The organism is Winogradskyella algicola (genome assembly GCF_005869935.1).
Lineage (GTDB): Bacteria > Bacteroidota > Bacteroidia > Flavobacteriales > Flavobacteriaceae > Winogradskyella > Winogradskyella algicola.
In genome coordinates, this window is record NZ_SZQF01000001.1 from 927344 (window position 1) to 940900 (window position 13557).

Annotated in this window: 15 protein-coding genes; 12 read left to right on the plus strand and 3 right to left on the minus strand. The window is 33.6% G+C overall.

Translation table 11 applies throughout. The annotated features are described in order from the left end of the window. Positions 1 to 98: 98 nt before the first annotated feature. From FC091_RS04000 to FC091_RS04010, 3 genes are all read left to right on the plus strand, one after another. Positions 99 to 1193 (plus strand): acyloxyacyl hydrolase, encoded by a 1095-nt coding sequence (locus FC091_RS04000; protein ID WP_138432977.1) that lies wholly within the window; start codon positions 99 to 101, stop codon positions 1191 to 1193. Positions 1194 to 1256: 63 nt separating this feature from the next. Further along, the gene (locus FC091_RS04005; RefSeq protein WP_138432978.1) at positions 1257 to 2000 is read left to right on the plus strand and encodes a head GIN domain-containing protein; all 744 of its coding nucleotides are present in this window, start codon (positions 1257 to 1259) and stop codon (positions 1998 to 2000) included. Positions 2001 to 2015: 15 nt separating this feature from the next. Next, the gene (locus tag FC091_RS04010; RefSeq protein ID WP_138432979.1) at positions 2016 to 2441 is read left to right on the plus strand and encodes a hypothetical protein; all 426 of its coding nucleotides are present in this window, start codon (positions 2016 to 2018) and stop codon (positions 2439 to 2441) included. Positions 2442 to 2491: 50 nt separating this feature from the next. Here FC091_RS04010 and gldA read toward each other — a convergent pair whose 3' ends face one another. Both gldA and FC091_RS04020 read right to left on the minus strand, forming a co-directional pair. Continuing rightward, positions 2492 to 3385 carry a gliding motility-associated ABC transporter ATP-binding subunit GldA gene (gene gldA, locus FC091_RS04015; protein ID WP_138432980.1) on the minus strand — a complete coding sequence of 298 codons (894 nt, stop codon included), beginning with the start codon at positions 3383 to 3385 and terminating at the stop codon, positions 2492 to 2494. A 222-nt stretch (positions 3386 to 3607) separates the two neighbouring features. Beyond that, positions 3608 to 4339 carry a T9SS type A sorting domain-containing protein gene (locus FC091_RS04020; protein WP_138432981.1) on the minus strand — a complete coding sequence of 244 codons (732 nt, stop codon included), beginning with the start codon at positions 4337 to 4339 and terminating at the stop codon, positions 3608 to 3610. Between the two features lie 438 nt (positions 4340 to 4777). Here FC091_RS04020 and FC091_RS04025 point away from each other — a divergent pair, with 438 nt between their 5' ends. From FC091_RS04025 to FC091_RS04040, 4 genes are read left to right on the plus strand one after another with little or no spacing between them, the layout of a single operon-like run. Next, complete coding sequence (locus tag FC091_RS04025) at positions 4778 to 5605, plus strand: prephenate dehydratase (protein WP_138432982.1); 828 nt, start codon at positions 4778 to 4780, stop codon at positions 5603 to 5605. Continuing rightward, complete coding sequence (locus FC091_RS04030) at positions 5602 to 6744, plus strand: pyridoxal phosphate-dependent aminotransferase (RefSeq protein WP_138432983.1); 1143 nt, start codon at positions 5602 to 5604, stop codon at positions 6742 to 6744. The genes FC091_RS04025 and FC091_RS04030 overlap by 4 nt, the downstream gene beginning before the upstream one ends. A gap of 4 nt (positions 6745 to 6748) precedes the next feature. After that, positions 6749 to 7600, plus strand: a complete 852-nt coding sequence (locus FC091_RS04035) for a prephenate dehydrogenase (protein WP_138432984.1) — start codon at positions 6749 to 6751, stop codon at positions 7598 to 7600. 29 nt (positions 7601 to 7629) lie between these two features. Further along, positions 7630 to 8712, plus strand: a complete 1083-nt coding sequence (locus FC091_RS04040; RefSeq protein ID WP_138432985.1) for a bifunctional 3-deoxy-7-phosphoheptulonate synthase/chorismate mutase type II — start codon at positions 7630 to 7632, stop codon at positions 8710 to 8712. Positions 8713 to 8752: 40 nt separating this feature from the next. Here FC091_RS04040 and FC091_RS04045 read toward each other — a convergent pair whose 3' ends face one another. Beyond that, on the minus strand, positions 8753 to 9247 hold the full coding sequence (locus tag FC091_RS04045) for a hypothetical protein (RefSeq protein WP_138432986.1): 495 nt from the start codon (positions 9245 to 9247) through the stop codon (positions 8753 to 8755). A gap of 80 nt (positions 9248 to 9327) precedes the next feature. On the opposite strand from FC091_RS04045, the gene rsgA reads away from it, so the two are divergent. The 5 genes from rsgA to queA all read left to right on the plus strand — a co-directional run bounded on the left by rsgA (position 9328) and on the right by queA (position 13527). Next, positions 9328 to 10278, plus strand: a complete 951-nt coding sequence (rsgA, locus tag FC091_RS04050; protein WP_138432987.1) for a ribosome small subunit-dependent GTPase A — start codon at positions 9328 to 9330, stop codon at positions 10276 to 10278. Further along, on the plus strand, positions 10275 to 10727 hold the full coding sequence (dtd, locus tag FC091_RS04055; protein ID WP_138432988.1) for a D-aminoacyl-tRNA deacylase: 453 nt from the start codon (positions 10275 to 10277) through the stop codon (positions 10725 to 10727). Before rsgA ends, dtd begins: the two co-directional genes overlap by 4 nt. A gap of 3 nt (positions 10728 to 10730) precedes the next feature. Next, on the plus strand, positions 10731 to 11057 hold the full coding sequence (locus FC091_RS04060; RefSeq protein ID WP_138432989.1) for a nucleotide pyrophosphohydrolase: 327 nt from the start codon (positions 10731 to 10733) through the stop codon (positions 11055 to 11057). Positions 11058 to 11087: 30 nt separating this feature from the next. Beyond that, on the plus strand, positions 11088 to 12341 hold the full coding sequence (aroA, locus tag FC091_RS04065; protein WP_138432990.1) for a 3-phosphoshikimate 1-carboxyvinyltransferase: 1254 nt from the start codon (positions 11088 to 11090) through the stop codon (positions 12339 to 12341). A 136-nt stretch (positions 12342 to 12477) separates the two neighbouring features. Beyond that, positions 12478 to 13527 carry a tRNA preQ1(34) S-adenosylmethionine ribosyltransferase-isomerase QueA gene (gene queA / locus FC091_RS04070; protein ID WP_138432991.1) on the plus strand — a complete coding sequence of 350 codons (1050 nt, stop codon included), beginning with the start codon at positions 12478 to 12480 and terminating at the stop codon, positions 13525 to 13527. Positions 13528 to 13557 lie beyond the last annotated feature (30 nt).

The following is a 13557-nucleotide window of genomic DNA, read 5'->3' on the forward strand; positions in this document are numbered from 1 at the left end:
TTTTGCACTAAAGTTAATGGTAATAACAGTATTATCTTTAGTAGCAACGCTATTTTTAAATTAAATATTCTGTTACTTTTGCCAGTAATCATTGATTTATGAAATACTGGCTAACAGCTATAGTTATAATGTTTAAATTCTTATTGTTTGCTCAAAATAATGAGAATTCAAATTCTTACCTAGATATAAACTATTTTGCTGGGAATATAGCTCTTCACAATAACGATATCCTTCATTTAATTCAAGGGCATCCAGAAGGTGTAATTCTCAGTTGGAATAAGAAAACGTTTGGTGAAGAAGCTTGGCAACAACGGTTTAATTATCCAGACTATGGTGCGTCTTTCATTTATCAAAACTTAAAGAATGATGTGCTTGGTGAAAATTTTGGCCTCTATGCGCACTATAATTTCTACTTTTTTAAGCGTAACCTAATGTTTAGAATTGGGCAGGGTATTGCCTATACCACAAATCCTTACGATAAGGTAGAAAATCATAAAAACATTGCTTTCGGGACGCATTTACTGAGTTCTACTTACGTAATGCTCAATTATAAAAAAGAGCGTTTGTTTAATAGGCTTGGTTTGCAAACAGGTTTGTCTTTAATTCATTATTCTAATGCCAATGTAAAAGCTCCAAACACCAGCGTTAATTCTATGGCTTTTAATTTAGGATTAACCTACAATTTAGATGAAGAAGATTCAGAATACATAGATAATTTACCGGATGAGAAGTTTACCGAACGCATTAAGTATAATATAGCTTTTAGAAGTGGTATTAATCAGAGCGACGTTATAGGAAGTGGGCAATTTCCATTTTATATAGTTTCAGCTTATGCAGACAAACGTTTGAGTCATGTTAGTGCAATTCAGTTTGGTGCAGATGTGTTTTTTTCTAACTTTTTAAAAGAGTTGATTTATTATCAATCCGTTTCTTTTCCTGAGTTAGATGTTACTGGTGATGAAGATTATAAACGTGTTGGCTTATTTGTAGGTCATGAGTTGTTTATCAATAAGATGTCGATAGAGTCGCAGATAGGCTATTATGTATATTATCCGTTTGATTTTGAAGGCAGAACCTATTTAAGAGTTGGGCTAAAACGCTATTTTGGAAATAAATTCTTTGGAGCTATAACCTTAAAATCTCATGGTGCTAAAGCAGAAGCCGTTGAATTTGGAATTGGAGTAAGATTATAAATTTGTCATTCCTGAGTTGATCACTGAGCGAAGTCGAAGTGAGGTAAGGAATCTATTTTAGATATGAAGAAAATAATTTATTTATTGGTTTTTCTTGTTTTTGCTTGCAATAGCGAAGACGCTAATGATTGCTTTCAAACATCAGGTTCAATCATTCAGCAAGAAGTTGATGTTGTAGATTTTGAAAGAATTTTAGTTAATAGAGGTATAGAATTAATCATTACCGAAGCGCCAGAATATAAAGTTACTATTGAAACTGGTGAGAACTTAATCAATGATGTGAAGGTTGAGGTTTTTGGAGATAGATTAGTGCTCACAGATGATAATACTTGTAATTATGTAAGAGACTATGGTATTACAAAAATTTACGTTGAAGCACCAAATCTTACAGAAATAAGAACATCGTCGCAATATGAAATTTCATCCAATGGAGTGTTAACCTATCCAAGTTTAAGGTTATTCTCAGAAGATTTTAATGAAGCAACAGATTTTACAGTTGGTGATTTTAGATTGTCTATAAATTCAGAAAACTTACGTATTACTTCAAATAATATTTCATCATTTTATATTGATGGCGCAGTAGATAACCTGTTCGTTGGTTTTTTCTCAGGTTCTGGACGTTTTGAAGGTGAAAATTTAGTTGCTCAAAATGTAGAAGTAAACCATAGAGGTAGTAATGATATGGTTGTAAATCCACAAGCATCACTCACGGGAATTTTAAGAGGAACAGGCGATCTTATTTCTGTAAATGAACCACCAATTGTAGAGGTAGAGCGTGTTTATACTGGTCAGTTGTTTTTTGATTAGATTTAATTATTGATTATGAGATATAAGTACTTTGGTGGATTAATCCTTATTTTAATAATTTTCAGCTGTGATTCTGATAAGAATATTATTGGAAACTATTACATCTGTGAAGAAGATCAATATTTAGAAGTTTATTTCTATTTCAAGAAGGATTCAATGAGAATTGCAGCAGATAATTCTTGGGTAAGATTATCCGAATGGAGAAAAATTAAAATCCAAAATGACACTCTTCATTTTGAAACATTTGGAGAGTGGAGAGACTCTTCAAAAGCATTAATAATACAAAATGGTATTAATAAAATCCTATTTTATTATTTTGAAAGTAGTAAAGATACTATGAGTTTAGTGCCAGTTTTAGAAAATCTTAACTTTGAAAACTCAGAAGAGTTTTGGGTGGGTTTTCGTAAGAGACAAAAATCATCGAAATGTAAAATGGAATAGTTTAAATATGACGAATTCCTTCCTTCTGGGAAGGTTAGGATGGGCTTTTATCAACTCGTCAATTCCCTAAACAAACTTTCTAGACTTGCGTTTTTTTGATTGAGTTGAAGAATCTTTAATTCGTTATCGTGGGCAAAATCAAAAACATGAGAGCGCATATCTTCTTTGGTTGAAAATGTGATTTCGTAAACAAAACCATAAGTATTCTTAACAGAAGCAACTTTAGGTAAGCGTAACAGAAATGTATCCTCAACACGATAATCAAACTCTACAATAATTACTTGTTCTTGGCCTTCTCTGAGGTCTTTGAGGTATTTGTCTGCAACAACTTCCCCTTTGTTAATAATTATAACACGATCGCACATGGCCTCAACCTCTTGCATGATGTGCGTAGATAAAAACACGGTTTTTTCTTTACCAATATCCTTAATAAGGTTTCTTATGTCTACTAATTGATTTGGGTCTAAGCCTGTAGTTGGTTCATCTAAAATTAAGACATCGGGATTGTGCAGTAGCGCGTTAGCCAGACCAACACGTTGTCTGTAACCTTTGGAGAGTTGGCCTATCTTTTTATGTGCTTCTGGTGTTAATCCAGTAAGTTCAATGACCTCATTAATTCTAGATTTTGGAGCGCCATACACATTGGCATTAAAGTTCAAATATTCTTTTACATAAAGATCTGTGTAAAGCGGATTATGTTCTGGTAAATAGCCTACACTTTTCTGAACGTTCTTCTTGTCCTTAGTAACATCAAATCCGTTGACGCTTGCATCGCCTTCAGAAGCTTCAATATAGGTTGTTAGAATCTTCATCATTGTGGATTTTCCGGCGCCATTTGGTCCTAAAAAACCAACAACTTCTGCATCCTTTACTTTAAAAGAAACGTTATTTAATGCTTTTTGATCTTTATATAGTTTTGAAATATTATGGACTTCAATAGACATAATTCAGAATATTTGAATTTATTTTTTCCTGCTCTCACAAGCGCTGACAGGTACATTTTTTAGTAACAAACTAATCGATCTATCGATGGTGTATAGTCAACTTTTATGGGATTAAAGTTAATGATTTTCGGTTAGTCACAAATAATAAAAATTAAGGCGGATTCGAATACATCCAAACCCACCTTAATTGTAATTGTTTAATGCTAGCAAACGTTAATTTGTTTATGCTTTTATAAATTTTGTTGTTTTACCGTTATCGAACGTTAAAAAGTATATTCCACTCTTTAAATTTTGAATATCTATGCTATGGTCACTAGATATAGTTGCACTCATAATTTTAACACCCAGATTATTGAATATGCTATAACTTTTTATATCTAATGCTTCTTTAATATAAATAAAGTCAGAGGATGGTATAGGATATATGGTTGTATTTTCATCATTGAAATCATTAATACTTAATGTGGATGTTGTAAAGACAATGTCATCTAGACCAAATGAATCGTCACCTATGCTGCTGGTTATTGTAAAAGAAGTTACATTGGTCCAATTTAGAGTTACGGTAGATCCCATGCCATATGTGAGGTCTTGGTTAACACTAGAGTTGCTGCCGCCTGATGGAGTAAAAGTATAGGTGCGAGTTCCAGAAAATGTATATGGAGCCAGTGCGTACACCGAAGTTATATCAACTGGAGAGCTAAAAGAAACTGTGGCTGATTCACCAGAATCGGTTTGGTAGGTATACACCACATTTCCAGATGAGCCTGCAAAGCCATTACCATTAATAAGTTTTGAGTCATCAGAAGAGTAGGATGAGGTAAATGTTGCAGTGATACCTGAGACAGTTTGGCTTATTCCGTTACCAGTATCAGTAGCGCTTTCCCAATCGAAAGTTTGAGAAAAAGATATAATGCTAAATAGTAAAAAATAATAAGTAGGGTAGATTTTTTTCATTTTTTAAATAATTTAATTGATAGTATTTGGGGCTTGCTAACATGCCTTTAAATTTTAAAAGGCAGGCAAAAATAATCAATATCTAATTCCACACATAGATTATTACAAAATCTTTAAAATTTTATTAATGGCTCAAAAAAGAGTTCTCAACAATTTTGATTTGTGAAAATATTATTTACTTTAGCCTTATCGAATTATGACAAATACATCTAGAGCATATTATAACTGGTTTTATTTCTTTTTTAACGAAAGAAACGAGGCTTAGTATATTTTAGTGAATAAAATATAAGTTTAAAAAAGTCTCGAATTATTCGAGACTTTTTCTTTTTCAATCCTTTTGATTGAAAAGTCCTGAACTGTCACACTGAGCGCTGGTCATTGAGCGAAGTCGAAGTGAGTCGAAGTGTGGTTTCAGGATCTCATTAAATAATTGTTAGATTGACAAAACCAATAGCCATACAAGGAATAAGAGGGTCGTTTCATCACGAGGTAGCTCAAAAGTACTTTAGCTCTACAGCAGAAGTCATTGAGTGTATGTCTTTTGATAGTGCAGTAGACAATTTATTACAACATGAGACAGATAGCATGGTTATGGCTTTAGAGAATTCTATAGTAGGTTCAATAATTCCAAATTATGCACTAATAGATAATCATAATCTGAGTATTGTTGGTGAGTATTATTTGGATATTCAGCATAATTTATTAGCCTTGAAAGGTGAAACTTTAGCAGCTATAAAAGAAGTGCACTCGCATCCAATGGCATTGTTACAATGTAAAGTTTTCTTTAAAGATTATCCAAATATTAAGTTGGTAGAGGCAAAGGATACAGCAGAAGTTGCTAAGCAAATTTCAGAAAATAATATTAAAGGAATCGCAGCTATAGCAAGCAAAAATGCAGCAAGTTTATACCATTTAGATATTTTGGCTGAGAGTATCCAAACGATAAAACATAACGAAACACGCTTTGCTATTGTTAGGCGAGAAAATGGCAATCTTGAACGAAAAGGAATTAATAAGGCATCTCTAAAATTTGAATTAGACCATAAACGTGGTAGTTTAGCTACAATACTCAATGTAATGAGTGATTGTAAACTAAACCTAACTAAAATTCAATCTTTACCAAAAATTGAGACACCTTGGAAGTATGCCTTCTTTGTAGATGTTACTTTTGATGCTCATAAAGATTACGAAAAAGCATATGCCATTATGCAGATTATGGCAGAGAATTTTAAAGTGTTAGGTGAATATAAAAATGCAAAAACATGATTGAAGTAGCCAACCGTTTAAAACATGTCGAAGAATATTACTTTTCTAAAAAGTTAAGAGAAGTGGCCTTTTTGCAATCTCAAGGAAAACCTATTATCAACCTTGGTATCGGTAGTCCAGATTTAGAGCCACCCTTTAAAGCCACAATGCTCTTAAAAGATAGTTTGGATGAGGAAGGAGCTAACAAATATCAAAGTTACCAAGGTTTACCAGAGTTGAGAGAAGAGATTGCCAATTTTTACAAAAAACAGTATAAAGTAAATCTAAGTGGGCAAACTGAGGTTTTGCCACTATTGGGAAGTAAAGAAGGTATTATGCATATCTCTATGGCTTTTTTAAATCCAGGTGATGAGGTTTTGATTCCAAATCCAGGATATCCAACATATTCAGCGGTGACTAAATTGTTAGAAGCAAAACCAGTTTTTTACGATTTAAAGGAGGATAATCATTGGTTGCCAGATTTTATTGCTCTAGAACGCTTAGATTTAAGTAAAGTCAAAATCATGTGGATTAGTTATCCGCATATGCCAACAGGAGCTAATGCGCCAAATAAGTTTTATGACGAAGTTATAGCCTTTGGAAGGCGACACAATATTTTAATAGTAAACGATAATCCGTATAGTTTCATTCTAAACAAAAAGCCTATCAGCATCATGCGTTACAACCACGCAAAGGAGGTTTGTTTGGAGTTAAATTCATTAAGTAAAACCTTTAATATGGCAGGTTGGCGAGTTGGTATGTTAGTGGGTAGTTACGAGCATCTCAGTGCAGTACTCAAAGTAAAAAGTAATATGGATTCAGGAATGTTTTATGCCATTCAAAAAGGAGCGATAGAAGCCTTAAAATGTTCAGATATGTGGTTTGTAAGTTTAAATAGTGTTTACGAACAAAGACGAGAACTTATCTGGAAACTTGCAGAGGCTTTAAACTGTACTTATGACGAGTATGCAACGGGTATGTTTGTTTGGGCAAAGTTGCCACCACATTTAAAGTCTGAAGAATTTACCGATTTAGTATTAAAAGAACATTCCATATTTATAACACCAGGAACGGTTTTTGGAAGTAATGGCGAAGGTTATGTGCGTTTTTCATTATGCTCTCCAGAAGAACAAATAAAAGAAGCGATAGCGAGAATTTAGATAGATGAAACATGTATTTATAATAGGAGTGGGATTGATAGGCGGAAGTTTTGCCTTAGATATAAAAAAGCAAAATCCAGAATGTGTTGTGTATGGTGTAGACAAGAACGAAACGCATTTAGATAAAGCAAAAACTCTGGGTATTATTGATAAAAAGGCTACTTACGAAGATTTAAGCATAGCAGATGTTGTTATTGTGGCCATTCCTGTAGATGCCACTTTAGAAGTGTTGCCAAAAGTATTAGATCTAGTTTCGGACGAGGCTGTGGTGTTTGATGCTGGTTCAACAAAAGAAGATATTTGTCTTAGGGTGAAAAATCATCCAAAGCGTAGAAATTTTTTAGCAGCACATCCCATTGCTGGTACAGAATTTTCAGGACCTGATGCAGCAACTCATGGTCTATATAATGACAAGACAAATATTATTTGTGAGGTTGAAGAAACCGCTTTCAAGCTTCAGGAAAAAGCATTGAAATTGTTTTCGGATTTAGGGATGCGTATTCGTTATATGAATCCTAAAGCGCACGACAAACATATAGCCTATGTATCGCATCTATCACATATAAGCTCTTTTATGTTGGGAAAAACAGTGATAGAAAAAGAGAAAAACGAACGCGATATTTTTGATATGGCAGGTAGTGGTTTTGCAAGTACTGTGCGTTTAGCAAAAAGTTCGCCAGCCATGTGGACACCAATTTTTAAACAAAACAAAACCAATGTTATAGAAACGTTGGATGAATACATAAGTAACCTAGAGCATTTCAAAAGAATGATGTTAGAGGACGATTTTGAAGCGGTTTTCAAAGAAATGGAAACTACAAACCATATTAAAGAGATATTAAACGGAATAAAATAAAAACTAAGAAAAAGAAGATTAATAGTAAGATGGAAAACAAGAAAGAATTAAGAAACTGGTTAGATGCTTTTAACTTGGAGCACCCATTAGTAATTGCAGGACCTTGCAGTGCTGAAACAGAAGAGCAGGTTCTAAAAATTGCACATCAACTAAAAGATAGTGATGCTACTGTTCTAAGAGCCGGAATTTGGAAACCCAGAACACGTCCTGGCAATTTTGAAGGCGTAGGAGCCTTAGGTTTAAAATGGCTTCAAAAAGCCAAGCAAGAAACAGGTATGCAAATAACTACTGAGGTTGCAAATGCACATCATGTAGAATTAGCATTAAAACACGATGTGGATATCCTTTGGATTGGAGCACGTACCACAGTGAGTCCATTTATAGTGCAGGATATTGCAGATGCTTTAAAAGGAACGGATAAACCTGTGTTGATCAAAAATCCAGTAAACCCAGATTTATCATTGTGGTTAGGAGCAGTAGAGCGTTTCTACACTGCTGATGTTAAGAATTTAGGTGTCATCCACAGAGGATTTTCGACCTATGAAAAAACGCGCTACAGAAACAATCCAGAGTGGCAAATTGCAGTAGATTTACAAAATCGTTTTCCAGATTTACCTTTAATCTTGGATCCATCTCATATTGCTGGTCGTAGAGATATAATTTTCGATTTAAGTCAAACAGCATTAGATCTCAATTACGATGGTTTAATGATAGAAACACATCACGATCCAGACAATGCTTGGAGCGATGCAGCACAACAAATTACACCAGAAACACTAATTAAGTATACAGAAGATTTACGTATTAGGAAGGAAATCGGTGAAGATGCAGAGTTTAAAAATAAGATTAACACATTAAGAACTAAAATAGATGTTATTGACCATCAGTTAATTGAAATTTTAGGAAAGCGTATGCAAGTAGCTGACGACATTGGTAACTTAAAAAAGAAGCACAACGTTGCTGTTTTACAAAACAAACGTTGGAATGAGATTTTGGGCAAAATGATTTTAGAGGGTGAAGAGAAAAATCTAAGTGAAGAATTTATCCTGCGACTATTTAAGGCCATTCACCAAGAATCTATTAATCATCAGGAAGAGATTATTAATCATTAATAAATATAAAGGCTCGCATTTGCGAGCCTTTATATTGTTGTTATATGCTGCGTTTAAAGGTGTATCGTGTAATAAAAATACCTTGACCATCTCCTTTTCCTCCGGAACTCTCAACTCCAGTATTAATAAAAGCTAATTCCCATCCTTCGGCAATCATTGTATTAACCTTAGACGTCATCACAGCATCATTAGCTGCTATATTTTGAAAACGAATTCCTCCAAGGTTATAGAAATTAAGTAATTTGGTTTCTTCATAGTCTTTTACTCTTATTTCACTTCGTTTAGATTTATTTTTTTCATCTTTATCTTTATCGCCAGATCTTGTTGATGTAAATTCCTTGTAATCTTTAGTCTCATTGGCAGATATCATACGTGAACGACCTAATCCATTAGGTACTATAGATTCTACTACGGTTACAACTTTGTACTCTACTTGCGAAACTGGTTTGTCCTCTTCAGAGGCTTCTTTGTTTATAAAAGAAAATGAAACTAGTCCTACAGCAATTGCTGCGATAAATAAAAAATTTTTTTTCATGATTGTTGATTTTTGTTTAAGCCCTAAAGTAAAGATTATTTTCTTTAAAAGTTGTTACTTTGTTATTATTTAATTATTCAATGACAGGGACAGTTTATAAATCTACCGGAAGTTGGTATACCGTTAAAACAATGAACGGTAAGTTTTATGAGTGTAGAATAAAGGGTAGATTTAGACTTCAGGGTATAAAGAGTACCAATCCTATAGCAGTGGGTGATATCGTAGAGTTTGAGCTAGAAACTAAAAATAATACCGAAACAGGTGTTATACATCGTATAGAAGAGCGTACCAATTATATTGTCCGTAAATCAGTAAATCTATCTAAGCAAACCCATATTATTGCCGCCAATATAGATCAGGTATTTCTTTTGGTTACCTTAGATAATCCACCAACGTTTACCAGTTTTATAGATCGTTTTTTGGTTACTGCTGAAGCCTATTCTGTGAAAACTATTTTATTATTCAATAAAATTGACACCTATGATGAAGAGAAATTACTAGAGGTAAAATATCTTGAAAGTATTTATAAAAAAATAGGTTATGAATGCATTGAGATTTCAGCTACGACAAGGCATAATGTAGAAAAAGTAAAATCTTTAATGATAGGTAAGGTAAGTATGTTTTCTGGTCATTCTGGTGTTGGTAAATCTACTTTGGTTAATGCTATAGAGCCTTCATTAGATCTCAAAACCAAAGCCATATCAGAGCAGCACATGCAAGGACAGCATACAACTACCTTTGCCGAAATGTTCGATTTAAGTTTTGATGCAAAAATTATAGATACACCAGGTATCAAAGGTTTTGGTGTTGTAGATATGGAAAAGGAAGAGGTAGGCGATTATTTTCCTGAGTTTTTTGCTTTAAAACAAGATTGTAAATTCAATAATTGCTTGCACTTAAAAGAACCGAAATGTGCGGTTAAAGAGGCCTTAGAAAACGATGAGGTGTCTTATTCTAGATATCGAAGTTATATTCAGATTTTAGAAGGAGATGAAGAGCACTATAGAACAGATAATTGGGATAACGAATGAAAATAGTAATTCAAAGAGTTTCTGAAGCTTCTGTAGTTATTAATAAAAAGGAAGTAGCATCAATAGAAAAAGGTCTTTTAGTCTTGTTGGGTATTGTAAACGAAGATACTCAAGACGACATTGATTGGTTGTGTAACAAAATTGTAAATCTTCGTGTCTTTCCAGATGAAAATGGCGTTATGAATACTTCGCTACTAGACTCAGATGGTAACATTATTGTGGTTAGTCAATTCACCCTTCATGCAAGTACCAAAAAAGGAAATAGGCCTAGTTATATAAAAGCAGCTAAGCCAGATATAGCAATTCCACTTTATGAAAATTTTATTTCAACCTTGCAAAGCACCTTGGGAAAACCCGTGCAAACAGGTGAGTTTGGTGCAGACATGAAAGTGCACTTGGTAAATGATGGTCCTGTAACTATAATTATAGATTCTAAAAACAGAGAATAAATTATGAACATAAAAAACGCACAAAAAGAAGTAGATAATTGGATTAAAGAACATGGAGTAAGATACTTTAATGAGCTTACCAATATGGCACAGCTTACTGAAGAAGTTGGCGAAGTCGCACGTATTATAGCAAGACGTTATGGTGAGCAAAGTGAAAAAGACAGTGATAAGGACAAGGATTTAGGTGAAGAGTTGGCAGATGTTGTTTTTGTGGTGTTATGTTTAGCTAACCAAACAGGAATAGATTTACAAGCTGCTTTTGATAAGAAAATGGATAAAAAAGCAAAACGCGATCACGATAGACATCATAATAATGAAAAATTGAAGTAGTTTTGTTTCTGTTAAAAGAAGAAAAACTACATGGATATTCAAGTTCTCGATTCGTCTAAGACTAAACAAAAAACTTCAGTCACAATTACGGGTTCTAAAAGTGAATCTAATCGCTTACTTTTATTAAAAGCTTTATATCCTTGTATAGATATTGAAAATAGTTCTAATTCAGACGATTCTGTTTTAATGCAAAAGGCATTGTCTTCCGATGGTGATATGATCGATATCCATCATGCAGGTACAGCTATGCGTTTTTTAACAGCTTATTTTTCAATTCAAGACGGAAGAGAGGTGACATTGACAGGTTCTTCTAGAATGAAAGAGCGTCCCATAGGAATCCTTGTAGATGCATTAAAACTACTAGGTGCAGATATTCAATATTTAGAGAATGAAGGTTTTCCGCCTCTTAAAATCAGAGGAAAAAAACTAACTAATTCTAAAGTTACACTCAAAGCTAATGTCAGTAGTCAGTACATCTCTGCATTATTGCTTATAGCTTCAAAATTAGAAAACGGATTAGAACTCACCTTAGATGGTAAGATAACCTCTGTTCCATATATCAAAATGACCTTAGAGTTGCTTAACGAAATTGGTGTAGAAACAAAATTTGAAGACAATGTTATTTCTGTAAAACCACAGCTAAAACAAACAGCGCCTAGAACTTTGGTGGTAGAGTCAGATTGGTCTTCAGCTTCATATTATTTTAGTATTGCTGCATTAAGTGATATTGGTACAGAAATAAAATTATCGTCTTACAAAAAGAATTCACTGCAAGGAGATTCGATTTTGTCAGAACTGTACAAAGAGTTTGGTGTAGCAACCAGTTTTGAAAATAATTCTGTAACCATAAAAAAAGCTAAGAAAGTTGATAACAACAAAACCATAGAGTTCGATTTGAGAAATGCGCCAGACATAGCTCAGACAATTGCAGTGACTGCATTTGGTTTAGGCTTAGAATGTAGCTTAACAGGTTTACATACCTTAAAAATAAAAGAAACCGACAGATTAGTAGCCCTAAAAACTGAGTTAGAAAAGTTTGGTGCAGAAGTAGAAATTACGGATGAATCTTTGTGTTTAAAACCCTCTAAAAGTATTGTAAGTAATGTGTCTGTAGAGACTTACAATGACCATAGAATGGCAATGGCATTTGCTCCACTAGGATTAAAAGCCACACTACAAGTTAATGATTCTGAAGTGGTGAGTAAATCGTATCCACAATTCTGGGAAGACTTAAAAAGTATTGGTTTTCAATTAGAAGTTACAGAAGCAAAATCTTTGTCCTAATTACAAGTTGTATGACACGTAATTTTTTTGGTTTCTTTGCCCACAGATATTGAATTCTAAAATAAACTGCTAATTACTTGACAAGGCCTATTTTGAGATTGTATATTTGCAACTTCCAAAAAAAAATTACTCATACATGAAATTATCAAACTTTAATTTTGACCTTCCAGAAGAATTATTAGCTGAACATCCTGCAGAACACAGAGATGAGTCTAGATTAATGGTTCTAGACAGAGCTAATCAAACTATCGAGCACAAACTTTTTAAGGATATTATCGATTATTTTGATGAAGGTGATGTAATGATAATGAACAACACCAAAGTTTTTCCTGCCAGATTATACGGTAATAAAGAAAAAACAGGTGCGCGTATCGAAGTGTTTTTGTTAAGAGAATTAAACCAAGATCAACGTCTTTGGGATGTATTGGTAGATCCTGCACGTAAAATTAGAATTGGTAACAAACTATACTTTGGTGATGACGAAACTTTAGTAGCAGAGGTTATTGATAATACGACTTCTAGAGGGCGTACCTTACGTTTCTTATACGATGGTTCTTACAATGATTTTAGAAGAAAATTAACTGAGTTAGGGCAAACACCACTACCAAAGTATATTAAGAGAGACGTAGAGCCAGAAGATGAAGAGCGTTATCAAACCATATATGCAAAAAATGAAGGAGCAGTAGCAGCACCAACAGCTGGTTTACACTTTTCTAAGCACCTATTAAAGCGTTTAGAGATTAAAGGTGTTGAAATGGCAGAAGTTACATTACATGTTGGTTTAGGAACTTTCAATCCTGTAGAGGTAGAAGACCTTTCTAAACACAAAATGGATAGCGAAGAAATTATAATCAGCGAAAAAGCTGCTGATGTAGTAAATAAAGGTATAGAGAATAAAAAACGCGTTTGTGCTGTTGGTACAACATCTATGCGTACTATAGAAAGTTCCGTGTCATCGAGTGGTAGATTAAATCCATATGAAGGGTGGACAAACAAATTTATCTTTCCTCCATATGATTTTAGTATTGCAAACTGTATGATCACTAATTTCCATACACCAAAATCTACACTATTAATGATGATTTCTGCTTTTGCAGGACACGATTTTGTAAAACGTGCTTATGAAGAAGCAGTGAAGGAAAAATATAGATTCTATTCTTACGGTGATGCCATGTTAATCATCTAATTAAGAATTTTAAAATAATACAAAGCCTCT

Coding starts and splice junctions, on each gene's coding strand:
- FC091_RS04000 (WP_138432977.1), top strand. CDS start 99: ATGAAATACTGGCTAACAGCTATAGTTATAATGTTTAAATTCTTATTG.
- FC091_RS04005 (WP_138432978.1), top strand. CDS start 1,257: ATGAAGAAAATAATTTATTTATTGGTTTTTCTTGTTTTTGCTTGCAAT.
- FC091_RS04010 (WP_138432979.1), top strand. CDS start 2,016: ATGAGATATAAGTACTTTGGTGGATTAATCCTTATTTTAATAATTTTC.
- gldA (WP_138432980.1), bottom strand. CDS start 3,385: ATGTCTATTGAAGTCCATAATATTTCAAAACTATATAAAGATCAAAAA.
- FC091_RS04020 (WP_138432981.1), bottom strand. CDS start 4,339: ATGAAAAAAATCTACCCTACTTATTATTTTTTACTATTTAGCATTATA.
- FC091_RS04030 (WP_138432983.1), top strand. CDS start 5,602: ATGATTGAAGTAGCCAACCGTTTAAAACATGTCGAAGAATATTACTTT.
- FC091_RS04035 (WP_138432984.1), top strand. CDS start 6,749: ATGAAACATGTATTTATAATAGGAGTGGGATTGATAGGCGGAAGTTTT.
- FC091_RS04040 (WP_138432985.1), top strand. CDS start 7,630: ATGGAAAACAAGAAAGAATTAAGAAACTGGTTAGATGCTTTTAACTTG.
- FC091_RS04045 (WP_138432986.1), bottom strand. CDS start 9,247: ATGAAAAAAAATTTTTTATTTATCGCAGCAATTGCTGTAGGACTAGTT.
- rsgA (WP_138432987.1), top strand. CDS start 9,328: ATGACAGGGACAGTTTATAAATCTACCGGAAGTTGGTATACCGTTAAA.
- dtd (WP_138432988.1), top strand. CDS start 10,275: ATGAAAATAGTAATTCAAAGAGTTTCTGAAGCTTCTGTAGTTATTAAT.
- FC091_RS04060 (WP_138432989.1), top strand. CDS start 10,731: ATGAACATAAAAAACGCACAAAAAGAAGTAGATAATTGGATTAAAGAA.
- aroA (WP_138432990.1), top strand. CDS start 11,088: ATGGATATTCAAGTTCTCGATTCGTCTAAGACTAAACAAAAAACTTCA.
- queA (WP_138432991.1), top strand. CDS start 12,478: ATGAAATTATCAAACTTTAATTTTGACCTTCCAGAAGAATTATTAGCT.